29 protein-coding genes are annotated in these 26486 nt (G+C 63.5%); 11 read left to right on the forward strand and 18 right to left on the reverse strand.

The features are described from left to right. The first annotated feature begins 10 nt into the window (after positions 1 to 10). Positions 11 to 268, forward strand: coding sequence for an HPr family phosphocarrier protein (locus tag WDS16_RS11020; protein WP_068375808.1), 258 nt, complete (start codon positions 11 to 13; stop codon positions 266 to 268). Between the two features lie 10 nt (positions 269 to 278). Here the strand turns inward: WDS16_RS11020 and WDS16_RS11025 are convergent, their stop codons facing one another. The 5 genes from WDS16_RS11025 to WDS16_RS11045 all read right to left on the reverse strand — a co-directional run bounded on the left by WDS16_RS11025 (position 279) and on the right by WDS16_RS11045 (position 5472). After that, entirely contained in the window at positions 279 to 1298 is a 1020-nt protein-coding gene (locus WDS16_RS11025; protein WP_338892704.1) for a hypothetical protein, read from the reverse strand. Between the two features lie 5 nt (positions 1299 to 1303). Beyond that, positions 1304 to 2743 (reverse strand): GTPase HflX, encoded by a 1440-nt coding sequence (gene hflX, locus WDS16_RS11030; protein WP_338893341.1) that lies wholly within the window; start codon positions 2741 to 2743, stop codon positions 1304 to 1306. A 195-nt stretch (positions 2744 to 2938) separates the two neighbouring features. Further along, complete coding sequence (gene dapF, locus WDS16_RS11035) at positions 2939 to 3808, reverse strand: diaminopimelate epimerase (protein WP_338892705.1); 870 nt, start codon at positions 3806 to 3808, stop codon at positions 2939 to 2941. Positions 3809 to 3847: 39 nt separating this feature from the next. Further along, positions 3848 to 4771, reverse strand: a complete 924-nt coding sequence (gene miaA, locus WDS16_RS11040; protein WP_338892706.1) for a tRNA (adenosine(37)-N6)-dimethylallyltransferase MiaA — start codon at positions 4769 to 4771, stop codon at positions 3848 to 3850. Beyond that, positions 4753 to 5472, reverse strand: coding sequence for a class III extradiol dioxygenase subunit B-like domain-containing protein (locus WDS16_RS11045; protein ID WP_338892707.1), 720 nt, complete (start codon positions 5470 to 5472; stop codon positions 4753 to 4755). Before WDS16_RS11045 ends, miaA begins: the two co-directional genes overlap by 19 nt. Before the next feature lie 153 nt (positions 5473 to 5625). Between WDS16_RS11045 and WDS16_RS11050 the strand changes: the two genes are divergently transcribed. Further along, complete coding sequence (locus WDS16_RS11050; protein ID WP_338892708.1) at positions 5626 to 7008, forward strand: DUF349 domain-containing protein; 1383 nt, start codon at positions 5626 to 5628, stop codon at positions 7006 to 7008. Between the two features lie 19 nt (positions 7009 to 7027). On the opposite strand, the gene WDS16_RS11055 is transcribed toward WDS16_RS11050, so the two are convergent. Both WDS16_RS11055 and miaB read right to left on the reverse strand, forming a co-directional pair. Continuing rightward, positions 7028 to 7630: a hypothetical protein gene (locus WDS16_RS11055; protein ID WP_338892709.1), complete on the reverse strand. Its 603-nt coding sequence runs from the start codon at positions 7628 to 7630 to the stop codon at positions 7028 to 7030. Next, a complete protein-coding gene (miaB, locus tag WDS16_RS11060) occupies positions 7627 to 9144 on the reverse strand; it encodes a tRNA (N6-isopentenyl adenosine(37)-C2)-methylthiotransferase MiaB (protein WP_338892710.1) in 1518 nt (505 codons plus the stop codon). The genes WDS16_RS11055 and miaB overlap by 4 nt, the downstream gene beginning before the upstream one ends. A gap of 207 nt (positions 9145 to 9351) precedes the next feature. Here miaB and WDS16_RS11065 point away from each other — a divergent pair, with 207 nt between their 5' ends. The 5 genes from WDS16_RS11065 (at position 9352) to WDS16_RS11085 (ending at position 14196) form a co-directional block, all read left to right on the forward strand. Next, positions 9352 to 10080: an amino acid ABC transporter ATP-binding protein gene (locus WDS16_RS11065; RefSeq protein ID WP_338893343.1), complete on the forward strand. Its 729-nt coding sequence runs from the start codon at positions 9352 to 9354 to the stop codon at positions 10078 to 10080. A gap of 98 nt (positions 10081 to 10178) precedes the next feature. Continuing rightward, on the forward strand, positions 10179 to 11006 hold the full coding sequence (locus WDS16_RS11070; RefSeq protein WP_338892711.1) for a glutamate ABC transporter substrate-binding protein: 828 nt from the start codon (positions 10179 to 10181) through the stop codon (positions 11004 to 11006). A 75-nt stretch (positions 11007 to 11081) separates the two neighbouring features. Then, positions 11082 to 11759: an amino acid ABC transporter permease gene (locus WDS16_RS11075; RefSeq protein WP_338892712.1), complete on the forward strand. Its 678-nt coding sequence runs from the start codon at positions 11082 to 11084 to the stop codon at positions 11757 to 11759. After that, a complete protein-coding gene (locus WDS16_RS11080) occupies positions 11759 to 12640 on the forward strand; it encodes an amino acid ABC transporter permease (RefSeq protein ID WP_338892713.1) in 882 nt (293 codons plus the stop codon). Before WDS16_RS11075 ends, WDS16_RS11080 begins: the two co-directional genes overlap by 1 nt. A 335-nt stretch (positions 12641 to 12975) precedes the next feature. Next, complete coding sequence (locus WDS16_RS11085) at positions 12976 to 14196, forward strand: IS110 family transposase (RefSeq protein WP_338886216.1); 1221 nt, start codon at positions 12976 to 12978, stop codon at positions 14194 to 14196. A gap of 38 nt (positions 14197 to 14234) precedes the next feature. On the opposite strand, the gene WDS16_RS11090 is transcribed toward WDS16_RS11085, so the two are convergent. The 6 genes from WDS16_RS11090 to WDS16_RS11115 form a co-directional block, all read right to left on the reverse strand. Beyond that, the gene (locus WDS16_RS11090) at positions 14235 to 14792 is read right to left on the reverse strand and encodes a regulatory protein RecX (RefSeq protein ID WP_338892714.1); all 558 of its coding nucleotides are present in this window, start codon (positions 14790 to 14792) and stop codon (positions 14235 to 14237) included. Positions 14793 to 14808: 16 nt separating this feature from the next. Then, the gene (gene recA / locus WDS16_RS11095; protein ID WP_338892715.1) at positions 14809 to 15846 is read right to left on the reverse strand and encodes a recombinase RecA; all 1038 of its coding nucleotides are present in this window, start codon (positions 15844 to 15846) and stop codon (positions 14809 to 14811) included. 201 nt (positions 15847 to 16047) lie between these two features. Beyond that, complete coding sequence (locus WDS16_RS11100) at positions 16048 to 16242, reverse strand: DUF3046 domain-containing protein (protein WP_338892716.1); 195 nt, start codon at positions 16240 to 16242, stop codon at positions 16048 to 16050. Next, positions 16242 to 17390 carry a nucleotide disphospho-sugar-binding domain-containing protein gene (locus WDS16_RS11105; protein ID WP_338892717.1) on the reverse strand — a complete coding sequence of 383 codons (1149 nt, stop codon included), beginning with the start codon at positions 17388 to 17390 and terminating at the stop codon, positions 16242 to 16244. Before WDS16_RS11105 ends, WDS16_RS11100 begins: the two co-directional genes overlap by 1 nt. A gap of 22 nt (positions 17391 to 17412) precedes the next feature. Beyond that, the gene (locus WDS16_RS11110; RefSeq protein WP_338892718.1) at positions 17413 to 18978 is read right to left on the reverse strand and encodes a glycerol-3-phosphate dehydrogenase/oxidase; all 1566 of its coding nucleotides are present in this window, start codon (positions 18976 to 18978) and stop codon (positions 17413 to 17415) included. Then, positions 18978 to 19565 carry a helix-turn-helix domain-containing protein gene (locus tag WDS16_RS11115; protein ID WP_338892719.1) on the reverse strand — a complete coding sequence of 196 codons (588 nt, stop codon included), beginning with the start codon at positions 19563 to 19565 and terminating at the stop codon, positions 18978 to 18980. The genes WDS16_RS11110 and WDS16_RS11115 overlap by 1 nt, the downstream gene beginning before the upstream one ends. Positions 19566 to 19685: 120 nt before the next feature. Here WDS16_RS11115 and WDS16_RS11120 point away from each other — a divergent pair, with 120 nt between their 5' ends. Continuing rightward, entirely contained in the window at positions 19686 to 21239 is a 1554-nt protein-coding gene (locus WDS16_RS11120) for an FAD-binding oxidoreductase (protein ID WP_338893345.1), read from the forward strand. Continuing rightward, on the forward strand, positions 21236 to 22126 hold the full coding sequence (locus WDS16_RS11125; RefSeq protein ID WP_338892720.1) for a diacylglycerol kinase: 891 nt from the start codon (positions 21236 to 21238) through the stop codon (positions 22124 to 22126). The genes WDS16_RS11120 and WDS16_RS11125 overlap by 4 nt, the downstream gene beginning before the upstream one ends. A gap of 4 nt (positions 22127 to 22130) precedes the next feature. On the opposite strand, the gene WDS16_RS11130 is transcribed toward WDS16_RS11125, so the two are convergent. The 5 genes from WDS16_RS11130 to pgsA form a co-directional block, all read right to left on the reverse strand. Next, positions 22131 to 22304 (reverse strand): hypothetical protein, encoded by a 174-nt coding sequence (locus tag WDS16_RS11130; RefSeq protein ID WP_338892721.1) that lies wholly within the window; start codon positions 22302 to 22304, stop codon positions 22131 to 22133. Positions 22305 to 22462: 158 nt separating this feature from the next. Beyond that, entirely contained in the window at positions 22463 to 23254 is a 792-nt protein-coding gene (gene pspM, locus WDS16_RS11135) for a phage shock envelope stress response protein PspM (RefSeq protein ID WP_338892722.1), read from the reverse strand. Between the two features lie 48 nt (positions 23255 to 23302). Continuing rightward, positions 23303 to 24118 (reverse strand): PspA/IM30 family protein, encoded by an 816-nt coding sequence (locus WDS16_RS11140; RefSeq protein ID WP_338892723.1) that lies wholly within the window; start codon positions 24116 to 24118, stop codon positions 23303 to 23305. Positions 24119 to 24254: 136 nt separating this feature from the next. Continuing rightward, the gene (locus tag WDS16_RS11145; protein ID WP_338892724.1) at positions 24255 to 24611 is read right to left on the reverse strand and encodes a helix-turn-helix domain-containing protein; all 357 of its coding nucleotides are present in this window, start codon (positions 24609 to 24611) and stop codon (positions 24255 to 24257) included. Positions 24612 to 24830: 219 nt separating this feature from the next. Next, positions 24831 to 25469, reverse strand: coding sequence for a CDP-diacylglycerol--glycerol-3-phosphate 3-phosphatidyltransferase (gene pgsA / locus WDS16_RS11150; protein WP_338892725.1), 639 nt, complete (start codon positions 25467 to 25469; stop codon positions 24831 to 24833). A gap of 182 nt (positions 25470 to 25651) precedes the next feature. On the opposite strand from pgsA, the gene WDS16_RS11155 reads away from it, so the two are divergent. Then, positions 25652 to 26140 carry an amino-acid N-acetyltransferase gene (locus tag WDS16_RS11155; RefSeq protein ID WP_422395825.1) on the forward strand — a complete coding sequence of 163 codons (489 nt, stop codon included), beginning with the start codon at positions 25652 to 25654 and terminating at the stop codon, positions 26138 to 26140. Positions 26141 to 26188: 48 nt separating this feature from the next. Then, positions 26189 to 26470 carry a YciI family protein gene (locus WDS16_RS11160; protein ID WP_338892727.1) on the forward strand — a complete coding sequence of 94 codons (282 nt, stop codon included), beginning with the start codon at positions 26189 to 26191 and terminating at the stop codon, positions 26468 to 26470. The last annotated feature ends 16 nt before the right edge of the window (positions 26471 to 26486 follow it).

Genomic DNA, 26486 nt, shown 5'->3' on the forward strand with positions numbered 1-26486 from the left:
GAGCAGAGAAATGCCAAGCACCACAGTCACCGTCGGATCAGCTATCGGCCTGCACGCTCGTCCGGCCGCTGTCATCTCGGAAGCCGTTGCAGACGCCGGCGTCGATGTCACACTCGCCGTCGACGGCGAAGAGCCGGTGGATGCCGGCTCCGCTCTGATGATCATGACCCTCGGCGCCACCAAGGGAACCGAGGTCACCGTCGAAAGCGAAGACCAAGCGACCCTGGACAAGATCGCGGCGCTGGTGGCATCGGACCTCGACGCCTGACGTCGCTCGGCTACTGCTTTCGGGCACGTCCGAACGTGTAGAGGATCGACGCGAACACCAGCACCCCGGCGCCGGCCAACGCACCGAACGTCCATCGTCCACCCGATGACGTCTCGGTCGGAGCCGGCGCCGGTGGCGGCGACACCAACGATGTTGCTCCGACCAATCTCTCGATCGGCGGCAGCTGCCCGCCGGCAGCTTCGGAAGCGACCAGGAGTGCGCCGTCGTTGTCGAAGGCGACAGCCTCTCCCTGCGGTTGAGCGGGGAGCGCAACGACGATCGGATCACCCTGCACGGCCTGAACGAAGTCTCCGTCGGCGACGGAAAACAGGTACACGTCGTTGTAGGTGCGTACCGCGACGGTGGTTCCGTCGGTGCTGACGGCGCCGCCCGTTGCCAGCATCGAGCCGGTGATGAAGGGCGGGCCGCCCGGAGTATCGGTCCCTTCGAACGGCAGGTCACCGACCTTGGTCAGCGCCGTCGGCCCTGGCGAGGGCAGTTCACTCACCGTTGCATCACTCTCGGGCACGTACACACCGCTGCCTCCCGACGGCTCCTTCGTCACGATGACCGGACGCCCTCCGGGCTCGATCAGGAGAGTCTCCGCGTCGTGAGGACCGTCCGGGTAGACGAGTCGATACAGCTCGCCTTCCCCGGTGGCAGGGTCGATCCGGGTCAGCGCCACCGTATCCCGGCGACGCAGATTGTCGCCGACGTCGGCCAGCCACAGCTGTCCGTCGTGCGACGCGAGATCCTCCACGTCGTACGGATCGACGGGGACATCGATCCACCGGGTCACCGCGCAACTCTCGTCGAGAACCGCAACTCGATGATCGGTTCCGCTGTCGCCGATCGCGTACAGCACGCCATCGGTGAAGGTGAGGCCGGAGAGCTCGTCCAAAGCCGGATCGGTCGGCGTGCAGTAGGTGTCGAACTGTTCCTGACGTACATCAGGTCGATCATCGGCGGCAGCGACCGCGGGTACCAGCATCAATACACCGAGCATCCCGGCTACGACGAACGAACGCATCGAATTCAGGCAGGCGCAGTCTCGTAGGCGAAATCCGTCAGAACCGACGCGAGCGCCGTCGGGACCCGCGCTTCCACGCGCGTGCCATCCGCCTCGTGAGACGACTTCGAGATCTTGCCCTCGGTGTGTATTCGAGCCACCAAGTCACCTCGGGTGTACGGCACGAGCACGTCGACCTCGGACTCCGGCCAGGCGAGGATATCGCCGAGGTGATCGCGAAGTTCATCGATGCCCTCGCCGGTACGAGCAGATACGAAACGTGCACCCGGCAGCAACCCACGAAGCTGGGTCAGCTGAACCGGATCCGCCGCATCGATCTTGTTCACGACGATCAGCTCGGGCGGCATCGCCGAATCCCGTTCCTTGACCACATCGGCAATGACCTCACGTACTGCCTTGATCTGGTCGGTCGGCAGCGGATCGGACCCATCGACGACGTGAAGCAGAAGGTCCGCGTCGGTGACCTCTTCCAGAGTCGAACGAAACGCCTCGACCAGCTGCGTCGGTAGATGTCGGACGAACCCGACGGTGTCGGTCAGCACGACGGCGCGCCCATCCTCCAGCGTGGACTTGCGCGATGTCGGATCGAGCGTTGCGAACAATGCGTTCTGTACGAGAACACCTGATCCGGTGAGCGCATTGAGCAGACTGGACTTACCGGCATTCGTGTATCCCACGATCGCGATGGACGGGACGGTGCTCTCCATGCGTCGTTCGCGCTTGGTGTCCCGAGCCTGCTTCATTCCCTTGATCTCGCGGCGGAGCTTGGCCATCCGCTCGCGAATGCGCCGACGATCGGTCTCGATCTTCGTCTCACCAGGGCCACGGAGGCCGACACCGCCGTTACTTCCAGCACGGCCACCTGCCTGACGCGACATCGACTCGCCCCACCCGCGCAGCCGGGGAAGCATGTATTCCATCTGAGCGAATGCGACCTGCGCCTTGCCCTCGCGAGACGTCGCGTGCTGGGCGAAGATGTCGAGGATCAACGCCGTCCGGTCGATGACCTTGACCTTGACGACCTTTTCCAGCGCATTGAGCTGGGCAGGCGTGAGTTCGCCGTCGCAGACGACGGTATCGGCACCGGTCGCCAGCACCACGTCTCGCAGCTCGTGTGCCTTGCCGGATCCGATGTAGGTCGCTGAATCAGGCTTGTCTCGACGCTGCACGAGCGCGTCGAGGACTTCCGATCCTGCCGTCTCGGCAAGAGCGGCGAGTTCGGCCATGCTGCTCTCGACCTGTGCGGCGGTGCCGGAGGTCCAGACACCGACGAGAACTACTCTCTCGAGCCGGAGCTGGCGGTATTCGACCTCGGTGACGTCGGCGAGCTCGGTGGACAGCCCGGCGACGCGCCGCAGAGCAGTCCGCTCCTCTAGCTGCATGTCACCCGATGACGGGTTCGAGTCCTCGTCGACGTTCGATGCGGCGATGGGTGATCGGGCAATGCGCCTCGACCACGCTTCGGATTCCTCGCGCGTCCACGCGGAGCCGCTGGCAGTCTCGTCGGCTGCTGAATCCTGTCGTTCTGAATCCGTTATCTCGTCAATCCTTCGATGTGGGAATCACACGATTCCTGGTTGTCTTGTTCCGTCGCCTTCCATGATCCACGAAAAGCCCAGCGTGCGCACGTAGGTTTTGTCTCAGGCGAGTTCGCGCCACCAGTCGTCGCCGATCGTGCCGGTCGCCACCAGCACCGAGGGGCCACGCAATGTGGCACCCGAATCGTCGATGGACACGGTGACCTCACCGCCCGGCACCCCGACGACGACCTGCCCCGAGTCCTGTCCCTCGTACGACAGTGCTGCCGCAGCAGCAGCCACCGTGCCGGTTCCACACGACCGGGTCTCACCGACGCCGCGCTCGAACACACGCATATCCACCCGACCGAACTGCAACCTCGTCAGAATTTCGACGTTGGCACCGGCGGTGAAGAAATCGGAGTCGAGCTCGGGCGCCGCGGACAGGTCGAGAGCGCGCAACGATGCGCTGTCGACCGACGGATCGACGCATGCCAGATGCGGATTTCCGACGTCGATACCGACCCCTTCGAAGCGTCTCCCCGCGAGCGTGGTCGAGCTGGCACCCATCAGGTGCACATCACCCATCGAGACGGTGACATCGGCGGTGGTGTCGTCGAACTTGTGCACGATCACAGGACGGGCTCCTGCCCGTGAGCCGACAACGAACCGATCCTCGGTCTCCAGCCCGGCCACCCGAAGGTAGTGCGCGAACACACGAACGCCGTTGCCACACATCTCGGCGATGCTGCCATCGCCGTTGCGGTAGTCCATGAACCAGTCCTCGGCGCCGACATCGGCAGGCAGCCGGTCGAGAACTCCGGCATCGCGCAAAGCACCTGCCCGCGCGACGCGAAGGACGCCGTCGGCACCGAGCCCGCGTCGGCGATCGCACAGAGCCGCCACGCGTGGGCGAAGAAGTTCGATCTTCACGTCCGGATCGTGCAGGACGACGAAGTCGTTCTGCGTTCCGTGGCCTTTTGCGAAGTGCATTCTGTGAATTCTACGGTCAGACCTCGACTGAGAGCGCAGCTAGTCGTGCAGTGTGGACAGCGCCGAATTCAGCAGCGCCGGATCGGCGCCGTCGAGCCAGTGCACACGAGGGTCCCGGCGGAACCACGAACGCTGGCGCCGCACGTACCGCCTGGTGCCGATGAACGTGCGTTCCTGTGCGTAGTCCAGGTCACACGTGCCATCGAGAACGTCGAGCACCTGCGCATATCCGATGGCACGTGAGGCGGTGACTCCCTCTCGCAATCCAAGGTCGACCAGGGTGCGGACTTCGTCGACGAGGCCGCCTGTGAACATGGATTCCGTCCGACGCGCGATGCGCTCGTCCAACGCGACGGTGTCGCGATCGACGCCCAACATGCGTGTGGCCCACCGTGGCTCTCCGATGGTCGGCGCCGATGCCGCGAACGGCGCCCCCGTGAGCTCGACGACTTCGAGCGCTCGAACCATGCGCCGCCCGTCCGTAGGCAGGATCGATGCTGCGGCATCGGGGTCTCGCTGCTGCAGAGCCCGGTGCACTGCATCGGTTCCGCCCTCGGCGAGAACCGCTTCCCAGCGCGCTCGGACAACCGGATCGGTAGCCGGGAATGCCCACTCGTCCAGCAGAGATTGGACGTACATCATCGAACCGCCGACGATGATCGGCACCTTCCCTCGCGCCTGAATGTCCTCGACATCGGCTACTGCGGCGTGCTGGTATCGAGCAACCGTCGCGGTCTCGGTCACGTCGAGGACGTCGAGTCGGTGGTGTGGAATCCCCCGCCGCTCCGCCGGTGTGAGTTTGGCGGTGCCGATGTCCATGCCGCGGTACTGCTGCATGGCGTCGATATTGACGATTTCCCCGTCGAGGCGTTCCGCGAGGTCGAGTCCCAGATCGGACTTTCCGGTGGCGGTCGGACCAACGACCGCGATCGGCCTGATCTCCGTCACCGAAGTACATCCCATGTTCCGACGAAGTAGCCCACTCCGAACGGAGCGCCTCGGTACAGCGTTCGGGTGTCGAGCCGATCGGTGCCCACAACGCCGGCGAGCGTCTGCCAGGCCGCGACGGATCGAGCACCGACGTCGTGACACAGTCGCCGGTCCAGCGTGGCCAGTGTCTCCAGATCGGCCGTGGCCAACGCGTCGTCGATCTGGGCTTGCACGTGCGCCGCCCGGGAGTCGAAGGACCCCGGGGCCTTTTCCGTCAACGTGGTTGCGCCGTCTCCGATGACCAGCAGTCCCCACACTCGCCCGTCGCTGTCCATTTCCTCTCGCAGTTCGCGTCCGAGGCGACGGCACTCGGTCTCCTCCGCCGTCTGTTCGACGAGCCGGACGTCGACGACGATGCCGGGCGCTGTCTGTCCCCGCAGCCAGCCTGCGATCAGAGCGGCCAGTGGAAGTTCGGGGTCCGAAGCGCTCGCTCGGGGCGACAAAGCGACAGCGACGTCCACACCGTAACCTGCAAACGTGCCGGACAAGGTCGGCGCGATACGGCTTCGGCGGTCGCCGACACCGACCGCCACCCACAAGTCCGCCGCTGCGGCGAGGAACCTGGCGGCCTCCAGCGACGCGGCCCGTACGTCAGAGGCTTCGGCGGCGCCGCCACCGGTCAATTCGGGCACCAGAAGGGGCGGGGACGGCACCAGGGCCACAGCACGAAACACAACACCAACGCTAGCCGGTCGAGCGATCGCAGCCGACACACCAGGTAAGAATCAGCAGACGAGCACACCTAGTCCGGCTACACCTGTTTGAATGGTTCGATCGGTCGACACCGAGTTAACGGCAGCCGTGACGCGCGGCAGAGATGAGGAACAATGACCGATCCCAACGACACCAACACCGGAGCACCGAAGCCCGCAGCTCCAAAACCCGGTGGCCCGAAACCCGGCGGCTCGAAGCCCGGCGGGTCCGCCCGCCCTGTGGCCAAACCTCATCCGGTGTCGACTCATGTGGGAACGGTCACGGCCGCACTTGCGCCGCCCAGCGATCCGAGCAAGTTCGGTCGCGTGGACGATGACGGGACCGCCTGGGTCATCACCGCCGACGGCGAACGGCAGATCGGTTCATGGCAAGCAGGCGATGCCGCCGAAGGTCTTGCGCACTTCGGGCGACGGTTCGACGACCTTTCCACCGAGATCGCGCTGCTCGAAGCCCGTCTCACCGCTGGCTCCGGCGATGCCAAGAAGACCAAGGCCGCAGCTGTTGCACTCGCCGAGACGCTGCCCACGGCGGCGGTCATCGGTGACATCGACTCGCTTGCCGAGCGGCTTCGGCTCGTCATCGAGCACTCGGATGCGGCCGCGGCGGTTGCGCGGCAGGAGAAGGAACTCGAGCGGGCCGCACATACGGCTCGGAAGGAAGAGCTGGCAGCGGAAGCCGAGCAGATCGGCAGCGAGTCGACGCAGTGGAAGCACGCTGGCGATCGACTTCGCGAAATACTCGACGAATGGAAGACCATCCGCGGTGTCGACCGGAAAGTGGACGACGCTCTGTGGAAGAGATATTCCAAAGCCCGAGAGAACTTCAACCGTCGCCGCGGTGCTCACTTCGCCGACCTCGACCGGGAACGAGGTGCCGCAAAGACACGCAAGGAAGAGCTGGTGACCCAGGCCGAGGCCCTCTCGGCGTCCACGGACTGGGGTCCGACGGCAGCAGCGTTCCGCGACCTGCTTACCGAATGGAAAGCCGCTGGTAGAGCGCCACGGGACGCCGACGACGCACTCTGGAAGAACTTCAAGGCCGCCCAAGACGTGTTCTTTGCAGCACGCAACGCCGCTGCATCCGAACGCGATGCCGAGTTCGAGGCAAACGCCGTCGCCAAGGAAGAACTCCTCGCGAAGTACGGCAACATCGATCCGAGAAACAACCTCGACGCTGCCCGCTCGGCACTGCGCGATCTCCAGGAGAAGTGGGACGCACAAGGCAAGGTTCCGCGCGACAAGATGCAGGAGTTGGAAGGCAGACTGCGCGCGATCGAGAAGTCAGTGTCCGAAGCGGTCGACGCCCAGTGGCGGCGTACGGACCCCGAAGCTCTGGCCCGCGCCGCTCAGTTCCGTGAGCGCGTAGCCCAATTCGAGGAGCAGGCAGCGAAGGCGACAGCAGCAGGCAAAGACAAGGACGCCAAGCGCGCTCTCGAACAGGCTCAGCAGTGGCGGGAATGGGCCGAGGCAGCCGAAGGGGCTGTCGAGGAATTGTAGAGAACGGGAGTTGTAGAGATCAGGGCTTGCGGTCGGTGGGTCGGCCTAGGACAGGTCCGGCCCACCGCGAGTCTTGTTCCGCCTCGGCTGACGCCGCCCGTCGACGTTCCTGAGCGTCCAACTGCGCGGTGGTCTTGTTCCATACCGCTTTGAGCCATTGGAATGTGAGCGCCACTACCAGGATCCAGCCGAGCACCAAACCGATGCCAGGGCCGCTCGCCGTGGAATCCGCGGGCAGCGTCTGCCTCGACCAGATCGACAGCATCCCGAAGACCGATGCAATCGCAGATCCTGCGAGCGCAATCCAGGCCAGCGCCCAAATTCTGGTCACGAGCGCAAGCACCGATGCGACCACGGCGAACGCCGTCACCAACCACACGAAGACCCGCGACGGCAGCGCAATCGCGTCGGCCAACGCGGCGTCGTTGCCGGACAGGACATCGAAACCACTGACCGAACCGGTGTGCGGCAGGGCGAGAGTCAGGAGCAACAACATCACCAGAACAGCGACGACCACCGCGCGCACGCCGGGATCGATCTCCGAGTCGATGGTCTTCTCGGCCCGGTCGTAATCGGGCGCCTGGTGGTCTGGGATCTGGTGGTCTGGGGTCTCGGGAGTCATACCGTGCATCCTGTCGTTTCGGGCAGCGGGGCGGGCGCGCCGACGGACGGCAAACCCAACCCGACACCGATGGGAGCCGTTTTCGGCACTGTTCCACGCTCGAATGCGTCACCGGCAGACGTACGGCGGTGCGACGCGACCCCGGCATCGGCGATGAGGTGGTAGGGCGCTGCCGCCGTGATAGTGGTGGTGACGATGTCACCGGGTCTGATGGCGGCCAGCTGATGTTCTTCGGCACGGAAGTGCACGAGGCGTCCGTCACGCGCTCGCCCGCTCTTGCGGTGAGTCGCTGCATTCTTGCGTCCCTCACCCGTCGCCACCAGGATTTCGACGTCGGTCCCGATCAGAGCGCGGTTCGCGTCGAGGACGATCTCCTCCTGGAGCGCGATCAGCCGGTTGTACCGTTCCTGAACAACTTCCTTGGGCACCTGGTCGTCCATGTCCGCGGCAGGAGTACCCGGCCGCTTCGAGTACTGGAAGGTGTACGCGTTCGCGAACTTCGCGCGCCGCATCACCTCGAGAGTCTGCTCGAAGTCTTCCTCGGTTTCCCCGGGAAAACCGACGATGATGTCGGTCGTGATCGCAGCGTCCGGCATCGCGAGACGGACCTTGTCGATGATGCCGAGGAACTTGCTCTGGCGGTACGAGCGGCGCATTGACTTCAGAATGCGGTCGGAGCCCGACTGCAGCGGCATGTGCAGTGTCGGGCAGATGTTCGGCGTTGTCGCCATCGCTTCGATGACGTCGTCGGTGAACTCCGCTGGGTGCGGCGAAGTGAACCGCACTCGCTCGAGACCGTCGATCGCGCCGCACGCTTTCAGCAGCGACGCGAATGCTCCTCGATCGCGTGGCAGCTCCGGGTCCGCGAACGATGCCCCGTATGCGTTGACGTTCTGGCCGAGAAGAGTGACTTCGAGGACACCTTGGTCGACCAGAGCCTGGACCTCGGCCAGGATGTCGGCCGGTCGACGGTCGATCTCCTTGCCACGCAGTGCAGGCACGATGCAGAAAGTGCAGGTGTTATTGCAGCCGACCGAGATGGACACCCACCCGGCGTACGGTGATTCGCGTTTCGCCGGCAATGTCGACGGAAAGGCCTCGAGCGACTCCAGGATCTCGACCTGGGCTTCGTCGTTGTGGCGCGCGCGCTCGAGCAGAGTCGGCAGCGATCCGATGTTGTGCGTGCCGAACACCACATCGACCCATGGCGCCTTTTTCACGACCGTGTCGCGGTCCTTCTGTGCGAGACATCCTCCGACGGCGATCTGCATACGCGGATTGCGTGTCTTCGCCGGTCGCAGCATCCCCAGGTTGCCGTAGAGCTTGTTGTCCGCATTTTCGCGCACCGCGCAGGTGTTGAACACAACCAGGTCCGCATCGGTGCCGCTCGAGGCAGGGATGTAGCCGGCTTCCTCGAGTAGACCAGCCAGCCGCTCCGAGTCGTGCACGTTCATCTGGCAACCGTGCGTTCGAACCTCGTAGCTTCTCTGGGTAGTCAGGTCACTCGTTTCCACCTCCCCAGGGTACGGCCCGGCCAGCACACGCCACGCCCGGGATCCGCCCCGCCCTGGGCCGATACCGACCATCAGTAAAGTTTCCATTACATAATCCGAATTGTCGGGTGAAAAGCGCTGCCGACAACCAAACTACGAATAGGGTTCTGCCCTATGACGCACGCCACCGACGCGCCGGCTTCCGGTGCTCTTGCCGATCGACCCCACATGATCTCCCTGAAATCGGTAGACAAGCATTTCGGTGATCTGCACGTCCTCAAGGACATCAATCTGGACGTACCCGCTGGGCAGGTCGTCATCGTTGTCGGTCCATCCGGGTCGGGAAAGTCGACGCTCTGCCGCACGATCAACCGCTTGGAACCGATCGACTCGGGAACCATCGAAGTCGACGGATCAGTACTTCCCGCTGAAGGAAAGGCCCTGGCGGCGCTTCGCGCCGACGTCGGCATGGTCTTCCAGTCCTTCAACCTGTTCGCGCACAAGACGATCCTCGAAAACGTGATGCTTGCACCGCAAAAGGTACGCAAGCTCAAGAAGGACGAGGTCCGCAAGTCGGCACAGGCGCTTCTCGAACGGGTGGGCATCGCCAACCAGGCCGACAAGTACCCAGCGCAGCTCTCGGGTGGACAGCAACAGCGCGTTGCCATCGCTCGATCGTTGGCCATGAACCCCAAGGTGATGCTGTTCGACGAGCCGACATCGGCCCTCGACCCGGAGATGGTCAACGAGGTGCTCGACGTCATGACCTCGCTGGCCAAAGAAGGTATGACAATGCTCGTGGTCACCCACGAGATGGGCTTTGCCCGCAAGGCAGGCGACCGCGTCATCTTCATGGCCGACGGGGCCGTGGTCGAGGACACCGATCCCGACACGTTCTTCACATCACCCGAATCCGATCGCGCCAAGGACTTCCTGGGCAAGATCCTCGGTCACTGAATCGACAGCCGGACCCACGCACTATTCCCCGGAACCGCTTTTCCAAGCAGCATTCTTCGCAGAAACAACATCGCAGTAACAACATGGAGGAACTACCAGTGAGAATCAATCGCCCGCTCCGCATCGCAGCCGGACTCGCCGCACTGGCCGTAGTCGCCACCGCATGTGGCGGCAACGAGGAACGAAGCGTCTCCTCGAGCTCCGAGGGCGGCAAGCTCATCGTCGGAATCAAGTACGACCAGCCCGGCCTCGGGTTGCGCAATCCTGACGGCACCTTCAGTGGTTTCGACGTCGAGGTCGCCAAGTACGTAGCGGGCCAGCTCGGAGTTTCCGAGGAGAACATCGAGTTCAAGGAAGCACCGTCCGCGCAGCGCGAGACTCTCATCGAGAACGGTGAGGTCGACTACATCGTCGCCACTTACTCGATCACCGACGCCCGCAAGGAAAAGGTCGGATTCGCCGGACCGTACTTCGTTGCAGGACAGTCGCTTCTGGTCGCCGATGGCAACACCGACATCACCGGACCCGACACCCTCGCAGGCAAGAAGCTGTGCTCGGTCACCGGCTCGACCCCGGCACAGAAGATCGCCGAAGAGTACCCCGACGTCCAGCTTCAGCCGTTCGATACTTACTCGGCGTGCGTCGAGTCCCTCCGAAACGGTGCAATCGACGCCGTCACGACCGATGACATCATCCTTGCCGGTTACGCCGCTCAGTACCCGGGCGAGCTGAAGGTGGTCGGCGAGCCGTTCACCACAGAGAACTACGGAATCGGTCTCGCCAAGGACGACACCGACGGCCGGAACCAGATCAACGACGCCATCGAGGAAATGGTCGCCAGCGGTGCATGGGAAGAGGCCTTCAACGAGACCGTCGGCGCTTCCGGCTACCAGCTGCCTGCCGAGCCCGTCGTCGACCGCTACTGACGCTTCGCCCCCACGTCGGGTGCACCGAGTGCACCCGGCGTGACCGGCCCGCTCCAGCCGATTGGACACCCTACCTTGAACCTATTGAGCAAGTACGGCGATCAACTCGTCGACGCGTTCATCATGACGATAAAACTGACGGTTCTGTCCGCGATCGGCGCACTGATCATCGGTACGATCATCGCGGCGATGCGTGTGTCACCGATTCCGGTCGCACGCGCGATCGCTACCGCATATGTCACTGTCTTCCGTAATACACCACTGACACTGATCATTCTCTTCACCTCGTTCGGTCTCTACCAGACGATGGGTGTCGCTCTTGCTCCGGATGACTCGCCGACGTTTCTCGCCGACAACAACTTTCGGCTTGCCATCCTTGGTTTGAGCGTCTACACCGCCTCGTTCGTGGCCGAGTCGCTCCGGTCCGGTATCAATACCGTCCCGGTCGGGCAAGCCGAAGCCGGTAGATCTCTCGGCATGACCTTCACCCAGAACATCACGATCGTCGTACTCCCCCAGGCATTCCGTGCAGTGATCGGTCCACTGGGAAGTGTGTTGATCGCGTTGACCAAGAACACCACCATCGCGTCGGTCATCGGTGTGGCCGAAGCGTCACTGCTGATGAAGACGATGATCGAGAACGAGGCGGCAATCTTCGCTGTCGGTGGACTCTTCGCCCTCGGCTTCGTCATCCTGACGCTTCCGACCGGACTGTTGTTCGGGTACCTCAGCAAGCGATTGGCGGTGAAGTGATGAGTAACGCCGTAGCCGTTCTCTACGACGTTCCTGGCCCGAAAGCCAAGGCGCGATATCGAGTCCTTTCCGGTGTGGTCCTTCTGATCTCCCTCGGAATCGCCTTCCTCATCTATCTGGCTCTCGATTCCAAGGGCCAGCTGACAGCAGCGAAATGGGAGCCGTTCGTCACGTCCAGCACGTGGACGACGTATCTTCTTCCCGGCATCCAGGGAACACTGGTAGCCGCTGCACTGTCCATCGTGTTCGCTCTGGTACTCGGGGCGATTCTGGGCATCGGCAGGTTGTCCGAACATCGGGCGGTGCGAGCGGTCAGCGGTGTCTTCGTGGAGTTGTTCCGCGCAGTCCCCGTGCTGATCCTGATGATCTTCCTGTACGCGGTGTACGCCGAATACGAAGTCTTCAAGGTCCGCTACCTTGCACTCGCTGCGGTCGTGACCGGTCTGACTCTGTACAACGGATCAGTCATCGCCGAAATCGTTCGTGCCGGCGTCAATTCGCTGCCGAAGGGGCAGACCGAGGCTGCATCTGCGCTGGGCATGCGCAAAGGCCAGGTCATGCGGATCGTGTTGCTGCCGCAGGCCGTCACCGCGATGCTGCCAGCGATCATTTCGCAGATGGTGGTCGCCCTGAAGGACTCGGCGCTCGGTTATCTGATCGGGTACGTCGAAGTTGTTCGCGCCGGTCAGCAAGTCGGCGCGTTCTACGGCAACTACCTGCCTTCGCTCATCATCGTTGCGGTCATCATGATCGTCATCAACTCGCTGCTCACCAAGCTGGCGACGGTCGTCGAAGGACGTATGCGTCAGAAGAAGCGCAAGACCGGTGGAACGGTAGTGCCCGCACAGGACTTCGGCGGAGGACCGGCCGGAGCCGCATAGTCGAGATGGGGATACGAAACGAGGCCCGCAACACCGTGAAGGTGTTGCGGGCCTCGTGTATTCGACGACGAACCTAATGGGACTTGATCGGCGAGTCTTCGACAGTAGCGAAGTTAGTCGGAGAAAGCTGATCACCGAGCCGCTGGTGGGTGATCACTATATGGCCCCGGAGAGAAGATCGACTCCTAAGGTTAGATCGTGGCCCCACCGGCCGGCGAGGGTTCCCAGAACGCTGATGGGGTGTCGTGCCAGTCGAGCACTGATCCATTAGGTCGCCGTCCGGATCCCTCGAGGCTCACCGCCAGTGACCGAAACGGACGTGAGGAGAACTGCCCGTGATTTTCGTAGGAGACGACTGGGCCGAAGACCACCACGACATCCACGTGATGAACGCCGACGGAAAACGTTTGGCGTCCCGCCGATTACCCGAAGGTCTGGCAGGCATCAGCGGGTTTCACGACGTGGTGGCCTCCCATGCCCGCGAACCTGCCGACGTCGTCGTCGGCATCGAAACCGACCGAGGCATGTGGGTATCGGCTCTGCTCGCAGCTGGATACACCGTCTACGCGATCAACCCGCTCGCCGCCGCACGCTACCGAGACCGCCACCACCTCTCGGGTGCGAAATCCGACGCCGGTGACGCCAAACTCTTGGCCGACCTGGTGCGCACCGACCGACACAACCACCGCACCATCGCCGGTGACACCGCAGACGCCGCCGCGATCAAGGTGTTGGCCCGCGGGCACCAGAACCTGATCTGGTCCCGCAACCGACAAATCAATGCACTGCGCTCAGCGCTCCTCGAGTACTACCCCGCCGCACTCGAAGCATTCAACAGTCTCCACCACCGCGACGCGGTCGCCGTCCTCTCGCGTGCCGCCTCGCCCGCCGAAGCGGCACACCTGAGTGCAGCGAGCATCCGAGCGATACTGAAAAGGGCAGGGCGGCAACGCAATATCGAATCACGAGCTGCAGAGATCCAAGCTGCGCTACGCACCGAGCACCTCGCAGCACCGCCGCCCGTTGCGGCTGCATTCGCGGCCACCACCCGCTCGGCGGTAGCGCTGATCGCGGAACTGAACCGTCAGATCGGCGACCTCGAAGCCGAACTCGCACGCCATTTTGAAGCACACCCGGACGCCGACATCTACCTCTCCCTGCCAGGACTCGGTGTCATCCTCGGCGCCCGGGTGCTCGGTGAATTCGGTGACGACGTCAACCGGTACACCACCGCCAAGTCTCGCAAAAATTACGCCGGAACGTCACCGCTGACGATCGCGTCCGGCAAAAAACGGGCCGTTCTGTCCAGGCACGTGCGCAACCGGCGGCTCTACGACGCAATCGACCAATGGGCATTCTGCGCCATAAGCCAAAGCCCGGGAGCTCGCGCGTTCTACGACCAACACCGCACCGCCGGGGACCTCCACCACCAAGCACTCCGCGCGCTCGCCAACCGACTCGTCGGACTACTGCACGGCTGCCTACGACATCGCACCAAATACGACGAACACATCGCCTGGGCACACCGAACTGAACAACAACCCACCGCCGCTTGACAAATTACGGCCCTGGGATGTCTAACTCGGGTGGACGATCACCCGAAACGGTCACCGTCGAAGTCTTCGGTGTCGGCGCCTAGCCTGTCCAGTTCGGTCTTGACCACTGCAAATGCCATTCCCTGCGGGTATCCACGGCGGGCGAGCATTCCTACCAGCTTTCGCACTGTCTTGTCGCGCTCCGCGCGAGCATCGGGAGCATCGGCGTCGGGCAGGGACAGCGTTCGGCACTTCTTACGCACCAACTCGGTTGCACGCCGACGCTCGTCCTCGGAATCGATTTGTTCGAGCGCCGCCGAGGAGTCTTCGATGCTCACGCCTTTGTGTCGGAGTTCGCGGCTCAGCGCTTGCTTGCCTTTCCCCGCATAGACGTGGCGAGAACGCACCCACTGCTCTGCGAATGCACCGTCATCGACAAGCTTGGCGGCTGCCAGCTTGTCCAGTACCGCGGCGGTGACAGTGGGCGTGAAGCCCTTTTTGGCCAGCCGCGTCTCGAGCTCGTGCCGGCTTCGAGCGCGGTCGGTCAGCAACCGAAGACAGGCATCCTTCGCCTGTGCTTCGGTGCCGCCACCTTCGGGTTCCGGTTCCGGTTCCACGAACAGCTACCCCTGACTAGAACTCGACAGGTGCGGCCGCGTCTTCGGTAGCCGTCACGTCGGCACCGATCTGCAACTTTTCCATGATCTTCTTTTCGATCTCGTCACGTACATCCGGGTTTTCGAGCATGAACTTACGGGCGTTCTCTTTGCCCTGGCCGAGCTGATCACCGTCGTACGTGAACCAGGAACCTGACTTTCGGATGAAGCCGTGCTCCACGCCCATGTCGATCAACGAACCTTCTCGGCTGATGCCCTTGCCGTAGATGATGTCGAATTCTGCCTGCTTGAACGGAGGCGCAACCTTGTTCTTGACGACCTTGACGCGCGTGCGGTTGCCGATAGCGTCGGTACCGTCCTTGAGCGTCTCGATACGCCGGATATCCAGGCGAACGGACGCGTAGAACTTGAGAGCTTTACCACCCGTTGTTGTTTCGGGCGAGCCGAACATGACACCGATCTTTTCACGCAGCTGGTTGATGAAGATCACCGTGGTGCCGGAGTTGCTCATGGCACCGGTCATCTTACGCAGCGCCTGGCTCATCAGACGAGCCTGCAGGCCGACGTGACTGTCACCCATCTCGCCCTCGATCTCGGCGCGCGGCACGAGAGCCGCCACCGAGTCGATGACCAGAATGTCGAGGGCCCCCGAGCGGATGAGCATGTCTGCGATTTCCAGCGCCTGCTCACCGGTGTCGGGCTGCGAGACCAGCAGCGCATCGGTGTCGACGCCGAGCTTCTGGGCGTAATCGGGGTCGAGGGCGTGCTCGGCATCGATGAAGGCGGCGATGCCGCCTGCGCGCTGCGCACTGGCAACGGCATGGAGCGCGACCGTCGTTTTCCCCGAGGATTCCGGGCCGTAGACCTCGATGACACGTCCACGAGGCAAACCACCGATACCGAGCGCGACGTCCAGCGCAATGGAACCGGTGGGAATGACAGCAATCGGCTGACGAACCTCGTCGCCGAGACGCATCACCGATCCCTTGCCGAAGTTCTTGTCGATCTGCGCAAGTGCGAGATCGAGCGCTTTGTCGCGATCGTATGCAGCCATCGTGATCTCCTAGTGTGTCTCGTTCAGCCTGGCGCTGATCTGTGTTGTCGGTAACGGTAGAGCCAGGCACCGACAAGTTGTTCTCTCTCGTCGATGCGCACTCCGCTCTTCCTCCAGACCGCAGTCCAGCCGAATGAGTTCAGCATAGGGGAACACGTGTTCGATTACATCACCCGACGCGCCGACACGCCGAAACTTTCGTCACCATCGAGAGCGGGGCACATCGAACTCCTTGCAGAGGGCGCGCCACACGTCGCGAGGATCCACACCTGCTTCGATCGCCTCGGCGCCCGTATTTCCGTCGAGACTGGTAATGACGTGATCGACGAGGATGGAGTCCCCCCGCATCTGTCCGAACTCGTCCACGAGCAGTTCACGGAATTCAGTCAAGCGCACTACCCAACCGTACCGCGACACACCTCAACCGGATCCTCGACGTCGCCGGAGCCTGCTTCGGCGACGGACGCAGCCTGCGTATATGACGGATCCTTCAGTACTCTCCGGACCGCATCACCGATCGACTCGGGACTCGGCGGGCGAACCACCACGGCACTTCCTTGCCGCGCGGCACGATTGGCCAGTTCCCACTGGTCACCGCCACCGGGGACGGCCACTAGCGGAACGCCGTGTATCAGCGACTTCGACAGCAGTCCATGCCCGCTTCCACAGACGACCACATCGGCCCGACTCAGAAGCTCGTCCTGTCTCCCGAGCCCGGCGGCCGCCCAACTCGGCAACACCGCCGGTGGTTCGTCGAGCATCGACGCCACCACTCTGGCACCGCTTCCGTCGAGTCCTCGAAGTGTCATCTCCAGCATCCCCTCGGCACCGGTGAATGCGGTCGACGGCGCGACCATCACCACTGGACCGTCACCAGGAGGCACCGCCAGAGTTTCCTCGGTCGGCTCCCAGTGCAGCGGCCCCACAAGATGCGCCTCCGACGGCCAGTCCGGACGCGGCACCTCGAGCGCAGGGATTGTGGCGATCAATCGTGCGGAGGGACCTGGACCCTCTGCGGGCAGCCCGATACCGACCCGGGCGGCACTGCGTTGTGCTCGCCCCTGTGCAATCGACCGGCCGGTCGCCTTCCGCATCAAGGTATCGCGGAGCCGTCCTCGAATTCCGGAGCCGGGTGCCAGCCCACTTCCGATGGGCGGCAACCCTTTCGACGGGGCGTACAGCGGATGAGGAGACAGTTCCACCCAGGGCAGTCCGAGCTTCTCCGCGGCCAGACCACCTCCCGCGGTAAGGATGTCGGAGACCACGAGATCTGCATCCACACTCTTCAGATCGGGGAGAAGTTCGGTGGCGATGAACGCCGCTCTCGAATGAATACGTTGTCCGGCGTCCATGTCGTCGTCTTCCGGGCGCGGCGTGAGCCCCTTGAGCGGACGGGTGTCGATTCCGGTTGCACACGCGGCGTCGACCCATCGGGTGCCGGTGAACAGTACGGGCTCGTCTCCGACCGCGGCGAACTTCAGGCACAGAGCGATCGCGGGAAACGCATGCCCTGGATCGGGTCCGGCCACTACCACTACTCGCACGCAGCTCAGCGTGCCACAGTTTTCACTCGCCGGAGTCCAGGTGGTCGCGAAGGATGGATTCCGCTGCGGACAGGGTTCGGTCGCGATCGGTTCGCACGAGGCCGATCCTCGTTCGTCGGTCGAGCAGGTCACCCACGGTTCGAGCACCTTCATAGCGAACCGAGAACACCAGTTCGGCCGCACAAACCTCGATCCCCTCGGCGATAGGGACCAATCCGTCCGACAGAGTGTCCGCAAGCCTGTGAACGATCCGCGCCTCGGTGCCGTACCGGCGTACGAGCGTCGCCGAGGCCGGTACCGCGGCGAGTTCGGATGCGGTCGCTGCGCCCACGAGCGGAATGGACTCCGTACGCGAGGTCTGCGCGGCGAGCCCGACGGCGTCGAGTGCCGCATCGACAGCGTGTCGAGCCATCAGTCGGTACGTCGTCAGTTTTCCGCCGACCACACTTATCGGCCCGTCACCGTCGGCCAGCACCGCATGCCTCCTCGACACGTCGGCGGATGGTCCTTCACCCGAGCCGAGCAGCGGCCGCAGTCCGGCGAACGTACCGATGACGTCGGCACGAGTCAGTGCCGGAGACACCGCCGTCGCAAGGACGTTCAGGAGGAACTCGATCTCCGGCTCTGTCGGGACCGGAACATCCGGTATGGGGCCCTCCTCCGACTCGTCCGTGAGACCGACATACACACGATTCAGTGGTGCCGGCAACGCGAACACGAACCGAGAGCGCTCCCCCGGAACAGGGATGGCCAACGAACATGTCAGTCCCCCGAACGCCGCTGCGTCGAACACCAAGTGCGTACCTCGACTGGGACGCAACGCGATCCGTGGATCGATCTCTCCCGCCCACACACCGGTTGCGTTGATCACCACCTTGGCGCGCACTCGCGTCGTGTCGCCCGTCGCTTCGTCGCGAAGAATCGCCGAGGTGCGGTCGACGTCGGATGCACTGACACCGGTCAGGATGAACGCGCCGTACAACGCCGCCGTGCGTGCGATCGCAACGACGAGGCGTGCATCGTCGACGAGCTGGCCGTCCCACGACTGTGCGCCGCCTCGAAGACCCTCGCGCAGCACCGTCGGAGCAGCGGCCGCCACGGCGCCAACACCGACTCGCCGGGCAGCGGGCAGAATCGATACCGGTGTACCGGCCATGCTCCGCAGAACATCACCCATCGCCAGCCCCGCGCGAAGCACCGCCTCGCCTGCCGTCGACATCGAGGCGTGCAGCGGCACTATCTGCGCCAAGGGTCGGACGAGGTGCGGCGCGGTCCGAGTCATCAGGATCCCGCGTTCCACGGCGCTGTCACGGGCGATGGCGAACTGACCCGATGCGAGGTAGCGCAGTCCACCGTGGACGAGTTTGGAACTCCATCTGCTGGTGCCGAAGGCCAGATCGTGCTTCTCGACGAGGACGACCTTCAACCCCCTCGACGCAGCGTCGAGGGCGATACCTGCGCCGGTGACACCGCCACCGACGACGAGAACGTCGACAGTGTCCCCCTGCCATACCGACTCCGCCTCACGCCGACGCCTGAACTCGTTCAGCCCGGAATCCCGTGTCCGCGGCGTCCAGGCCCCGGTCATCACAGACCGGGCGGGCGCAGGTACGCATCGACTGCGTACGCGATCTCCGCAACGAGATCGTCACCGGAGATCCGGGAGGAAACCATGTCGGCCGATTGGACAGCGGATTGGACCATCAGCAGCACGACGGTGGCCATACGCATGGGGTCGCCGTCACGAATCGACGAATCCTGCTGACCCATCGACAACATCGGCGCAAGGGTGTCGATGATCGCCGACTGACTCGTTCCGAGACGATGCAGGATATAGGTGGACAGAATGTCCGGATCCGACTCGAGTATCTTCACGAACAGCGGATGCGTACGGATGCTGTTAGCCACCTCGGCCGTAGCGGAGAACAGCTGAGTCCGAATTTGGCTGTCGACACCGAATGTCGGTATAACCGAACCGATCTCGCGAGTAAGGAGGCTGGACACCACCGCACGCGTGTCGGCCCACCTGCGGTACACCGTGGGGCGACTCACCTGAGCGCGACGGGCGATCTCCGCCAGTGTCGTGCGCCTGACACCGTATTCGAGAATGCACGCACGCGCGGCGTCGAGCACCTGATCCTCGACGGTCGACACCGCAGTCGATTGCTCGCTCACTGTGGACACCTCGTTCGATAGACCCGGTTTAGCTCGTCTTTACCCAGGGCATGTTACAAACATGCAAGGTATGTAACACTATAGATCATGCAGGAACTGCCTCCGGGCGAGCTGCCCGTCATGTCGTGGGATGCGTGGGGGATCCCGGAGAATCGTCGTGCGCTGAGCGTCGAAGTCGAGTCCCTTCTTCGCACTGCCCTCGGCATCTCGCCCCATCCTCGCGCGGATTCATCGCAGAATTCGGTGAGGCTGACGCGTTCTCGACTGTCCGTCGAGCGTCGCCACGCATTGGAGGCGATACTCGGCGCTGCCCACGTGTCGACCGAAGACGCTGTGCGGGTCCACTTTCTAGGCGGCAAGAGCACACTCGATCTTCTCGCGCGACGCTCCGGAACGCTCCAGTTCGCTCCTGACGCCGTCGTGTTCCCCGCGAACGAAGAAGAGGTCCACGCTCTTCTTCGGTACTGCAGCGACGAATCCATCGCTGTCGTTCCGTTCGGCGGTGGAACCAGCGTCGTCGGCGGGGTGGATCCGGTACGCGAGTGGTTCGACACGGTGATCACCATCAGTACACGCCGCATGAAGGCGATGACGGCACTCGACGAAGTGTCACGGACGGCGACGCTGCAAGCGGGCGTCACCGGCCCAGAAGCGGAGCAGATGCTCGCCTCGCACGGGCTCTCGCTCGGCCACTACCCACAATCCTTCGCGTTCGCCAGTATCGGAGGGTTCGCAGCCACACGGTCCTCCGGCCAGGCATCCGCGGGCTACGGCCGTTTCGACGACATGGTCGAGTCGATGACCGTCGTGACGCCGATCGGTATCACCGTGTGCGGACGCGCATCCGCATCTGCCGCGGGCCCGGACCTACGCCAGGTCTTCCTCGGCTCGGAAGGAACCCTGGGAATCATCACCTCGGTCACCGTCCGTGTGCACCCGATGCCCGAATGCACCGAGTACCGATCTTGGTGGTTCCCCGACTTCGTCAGCGGCTCAGCGGCATTCCGGGATCTGGCAGCGATGACCGGTAGACCGACTGTCATGAGATTGTCGGACGAGGCCGAGACCGCAGTCAACGGATCGAAGGACGGTGGTTGCATCGCCGTCGCCACGTTCGAGGGCACGAGGGCGCAGGTGGAGGCCCGCGCACACATGGCCGACGGCGTCGTCACCGCACGCGGCGGTGACGTTCGCAGTCCCGAGAGCGCCCGGCGCTGGGAACACGAGCGCTTCGATGCGCCGTACCTTCGCGACGCGCTACTCGACGCAGGTGCGCTCGCGGAGACGCTGGAAACTGCGACAAGCTGGGCAGCGCTGGCGTCGGTTCGGGCAACAATCTCGTCGGCACTCGTCGGAGTGCTGACCGAGGCGGGGACCCCACCGATCGTGATGAGCCACATCTCGCATGTCTATCCAACAGGTGCATCGCTGTACTTCACGGTAGTCTGCGCCACTGCCGAAGACCCGTCGACTCAGTGGCGAACAGCCAAGGATGCCGCCACCCGAGCGATGATGGATCTCGGCGCGACGCTCACACACCACCACGCGGTCGGACGAGATCACCTCCCGTACATGAAATCCGAGGTAGGAACAGTCGGGGCGACACTGCTGCGTGCGATGAAGGTGGCGCTCGACCCTGCAAGTGTGCTGAACCCTGGCAAACTGATCCCGTGACCATCACCGTCCTGACGAACCCCACTGCCGGGAACGGACGTGCAGCTCGGGTATCGGAAGTCGTGGTCGCGCGGCTTCGCGAACGTGGTAGACGCGTCGTCACCATCGAGGGCCGAACACCCGGCGATGCGCTCGAATCGACCAAGCGAGCCGTTCGCGCCGGAACGGACGCGCTCGTAGCCGTCGGAGGTGATGGACTGGTCAACCTGGCGCTGCAAGCCGTAGCCACGACTGCAACACCACTTGCGGTAGCACCCGCAGGAACGGGCAACGACTTCGCTCGCCTTCTCGGCGTGCCACTCGGTGATCCAGCTGCGGCGGCCGACATCGTCGGCGAAGGCAGAATTCGAACCATGGATCTCGGACGGGTCGACGGCAGATGGTTCGCCACCGTTCTTTCCAGCGGATTCGACAGCCTGGTGACCGAACGCGCGAACAGACTGCGCTGGCCGAGGGGGCCGTTGCGTTACAACATTGCGATGCTGTTGGAACTGAGTAGGTTTCGGCCCATTCCCTACCGACTCGAACTCGACGATCTGTCCTTCGACGTCGACGCCACACTGGTGACCGTCGGAAATGGTCCTACCTACGGCGGCGGAATGGCAATCTGCCCCGGCGCGCGTGCCGACGACGGTCTACTCGACGTCACAGTCGTACGGGCGTCGAGTAGAACCCGATTGGTCAGACTCTTCCCCACTCTGTACAAGGGAACTCACATCACCTTGCCCGAGGTCGATACCTATCGCGCAACACGAGTGACTCTGACGGCCCCGGGGATGGTCGCCTACGCGGACGGTGAACGGTTCCCACCGCTACCCGTGTGCGCGGAAGTCGTGCCCCACGCCGTCGACGTGCTGGTGGGGTCGGCGTCCAGGCTCGGACAGTGACGCCTCAGAGCTTCGTCAGATCGCGGTCCGAGCCCGCAGTAATCGCCTTGAACAGCCAGTAGATTCCAAAGACGATCGCGCCGGCCACCGCAACCCAGAACAGTCCCTTGATCACTGTGCCCAGCACTGCGAAGGCGAGCCAGACCAGGACGATTACGCCGAGAATTTTCCAGAACATAGTGTTTCCCTTTCCTTGTGTGATTCGATCCTGGCACGCAAGGACGGTCGAATCACCGATCCGGCACGGAGTTCAGGGAAAGATGGGGGAACACCCTGAGCCGCCGAACTTCAGAGATCCCGAACTTCAGAGATCCCGAACTTCCGAGATCCCGAACTTCAGAGATGCCGACTTCTGATCGCAGCCAACTCCGCGAGCGCACTCGCCCACCCTTCCAGGCGGTCCGTTGCCGAGATCAACTCGGCTTTGCGCCCTGCGACTGCGCTGGACGGTAGTCCGTTGGGACTGGTCAAGCGCGCTGCAGCTGCCACCAGTTCCTCGTACTGATCGACGCCGTTGTCCAATTCGACTGCGGCGGCGGCGATTGTCGTTGCGAGATGACCCGCTGCGCGAGCGCTTCCCTCCGCAGCACGCTCCATGGCGACGACATCGGCGGCCATGTCCGTCAACGCGTGAGCAGCACTGCCGGCCACCTCCGCGGTCTCCGCTACTTCCGCCGGGTCGACGAACTCCGACCGCATCAGGATTCCGGCGAGCTCGTACAGACTCAGCTGCGCACCCGCCAGACGAGACATCGGCTCGAACGCCGCAGAGGATCGGTGCGGCAGTACGGTCTTGGCTGGCCTGGCGGTAGGCATCGGCTGAGCTTTCAAACGCCGGTAGCGACCGAGCGCCAAGACGGCAGGAACCGCGAACACGGCAGCACCGCCGCCGCTCACGATCATCGTCCACTCCGGCGCCGACGCCACCGCAAGTCCAGCAGTGGACGCCGCCGAGACGCCGGACGCACCACCCAACCAGGTACCACGGCGTCTGGCGCGACGAATGCGGCGAATGTGCTTCTGTCGTGGGTCGTTCCAACGCCCTACCGCTTGGACCGCCGACTCCACGGTACGACGAGCAGTGTCCGCAGCGCCGCGCACTACGGACACCGACTCGGATACGGGCATGGCCGACCACGTTCGTGGTCGGCCATGCTGTTTCCTGGTCACGTTCGACTAGTTCTGTGCCGGGGGCTCGGGGGTCGCGTTCGGCGACTTCGCGATGGACGGCTTGGCCGCGGAGGCCGAGTTACCCGACGGCAACGAATCGCCTGCCATCGAGGCCCGAATCTGCTCGAGCCTACTGTGCCCGGCCATCTGTACCGATGCCTGCTGCACCTCCATCATGCGTCCGGACACCGTGTTCTGCGCAAGCTCGGCGGAACCGAGTGCATCCGCGTAGCGACGCTCGATCTTGTCGCGAACGGCGTCCAGGCTCGGAGTGTTGCCAGGTGCAGACAGTGTGCTGTCCATCGACCGCAACGACTCGCTGACCTTTTCCTGCATCTTCGCTTGTTCGAGCTGGCTGAGCAGCTTCGTGCGTTCGGCGACCTTTGCCTGCAGGGCCATCGCGTTCTGCTCGACTGCTTTCTTTGCCTGCGACGCGGCCTGCAGGGACTGATCGTGCAGAACTTTCAAGTCCTCGACGCCCTGCTCGGCGGTCACGAGCTGCGCAGCGAACGCCTCGGCGGCGTTCGTGTATTGGGTGGCCTTGTCGACGTCGCCTGCTGCCGCAGCCTGGTCGGCGAGAGTCACTGCCTGCCGTGCGTTTGCATTGAGCTTCTCGACCTCGTCGAGCTGCCGGCTCAGCTTCATTTCCAGCTGCCGCTGGTTGCCGATCACCGACGCGGCCTGCTGAGACAGTGCCTGGTGCTGGCGCTGCGCGTCTTCGATCGCCTGCTGAATCTGAACCTTGGGGTCGGCCTTCTCGTCGATTTTGGAATTGAAGAGCGCCATCATGTACTTCCAGGCCTTGACGAAAGGATTAGCCATGGGTTGATCCTGCCTCCATCTTGAGCGCCGTGTATCGCGCGTTGGGGGTGCTGCCCGTGCCACGAGAATACTGGTCTGGTCGGTTTGCCGTGCGTATTGATTTCACCCTAGCGGTTGGAGTTCGTGTCGCTGGAGCTCACGCAGCAGCGAGAGCCCGCGCAGGCGCAGGAATTACCACTCTGGTCTCACCGGAGATACGAGGCGACGCTTCTTCGGCGCTGGCCGTGGCTTCCGCTTCGGCTGCTCGCGAGGCGACTGCCCACTCGGACAGGGACACGCTGACATCGCTCATCACATCTGCAAGGGGAACTGCGAGCGCATCGCAGATCGCCGCGAGAAGCTCGCTCGATGCTTCCTTTCGTCCTCGTTCGACCTCGGAAAGGTAGCCGAGGCTGACACGCGCCGTGTTGGAGACTTCGCGCAGTGTCCGGCTCTGTGCAACGCGAGTGCGCCGCAGGCTGTCGCCGAGTGCTTCACGCAATAGCAGCGCCATCTCGCTCCTCCTCGTTCGAATCAGTCCGTCCGAAAGCGGTGAACTGTTCTTGATCTATTCTTCCACTTCGACCATCTGCAGCTACAACGAAGGACGCGGCTGGATTGGTTCCCGACCCTATACCGCCCTGCTCTGCTTCACCCGTCGTAGCAACAACGACACGACCTCTCGGACTGTATCCCTCCTGTCCGCCCTGCGCGTCGGGACCGGCCACGCCGGTCAGCCCGACGGCGCGCCACGCCGCAGTCGAATCGCTTGCACGATGTAGTCGAGGCCGGTGTACACCGTCAGGAAGACGGCCAATCCCATCAGCGTGACCGACGCGAACCGCACTTCATCGGGTAGCGGGAACAGATAGAATCCGATCGCAAAACTCTGAACGAGCGTTTTCACCTTGCCGCCCCGGCCTGCAGGTATGACGCCGTGTCTCAGCACCGCGAAGCGAACCAGGGTGATCCCGATTTCACGTGCCGCGATGACGATGGTCACCCACCATGCGAGGTCTCCGAGTATCGAGAGTCCGATCAATGCCGCACCGATCAGCGCTTTGTCCGCAATCGGGTCGGCCATCTTGCCGAATTCGGTCACCAGGCCGTACTTGCGGGCCAACTGCCCATCGATGCGATCGGTGATGGCGGCGACAGCAAAGACCACGGTCGCACCTATACGCCACCGCGTGTCGTGGCCGTCCCCGACGAACAGCACAACGAGGAAGACCGGAACGAGGGCGATCCGCAGGACGGTCAGGACGTTGGCGATGTTGAGGATCGGCACGTCCTCGGTGCGTCCGGTCACCGAGTTACCGTGCGGGAGCCCCGCGGTCGGTGGCACTCGTGGCGGCGGCACTCCGTCGGTCATACGTGGTGTCCCGGTACGTGGACGGCGCGTGGAGTAACGGACACACCAGAAGAATATCCGTTCACCGGTTGACTACTGTTCACCCCATGACTTCTGCGCCGAACCGGGCGAGTCGACACGACGTCGACGGCGCTTCGGAACCGACTTCGAACAGCACAAGATCTACACACGGCGGCGACGAATTGGTAGTCCGACGAGCGCGCACCTCCGATATCCCCGAGATCAAGCGTCTGATCGACATCTACGCGGGCAAAATTCTCCTGGAGAAGAATCTGGTCACTCTGTACGAGGCAGTCCAGGAGTTCTGGGTCGCCGAGCGCGCTGGGACGGTTCTCGGTTGCGGTGCGCTACACGTATTGTGGGCCGACCTCGGTGAGGTACGCACAGTTGCAGTCGATCCATCCGCCAAGGGTCATGGCGCAGGACATCTCATCGTGGACAAGCTGGTCCAGGTAGCCCGCGAACTGGCGCTGCAGAAGCTATTCGTGCTCACCTTCGAGGTCGACTTCTTCGCACGCCACGGTTTCGTGGAAATAGAAGGGACACCGGTCACGGCCGAGGTCTACGCCGAAATGTGCAGATCGTACGACACCGGTGTCGCCGAATTCCTCGACCTCAGCTACGTCAAGCCGAACACGCTTGGTAATACCAGGATGCTGCTGTCGTTCTGACAGGATTTACCCGTCCACGTTTGAAAATAGCGAAAGAAGAAGAGCTACATGGCACTGTTCGCCGTCCACTACACGTACTCCCCCACCACCACGGACGGGCGAGACACCCACCGTGCGACCCACCGGGCATGGCTCGCGGATCTGCTGGAGCAGAAGGTATTGGTCTCGAGCGGCCCGTACGTCGAGGGAAGCGGCGCCCTCATCATCGCGGAGGGCAACGACCTCGAGTCTGTGCAGCAATTGTTCGCACAGGACCCGTTCGCGATCGAGAACCTCGTGGAGACATCCACGATCACCGAATGGAAGCCGGTCATGGGCGCGTTCGCGTAGGCCCCCACTCCGGCGA

Origin of the sequence: Rhodococcus sovatensis, from assembly GCF_037327425.1 — a bacterium.
Taxonomy (GTDB): domain Bacteria; phylum Actinomycetota; class Actinomycetes; order Mycobacteriales; family Mycobacteriaceae; genus Rhodococcoides; species Rhodococcoides sovatense.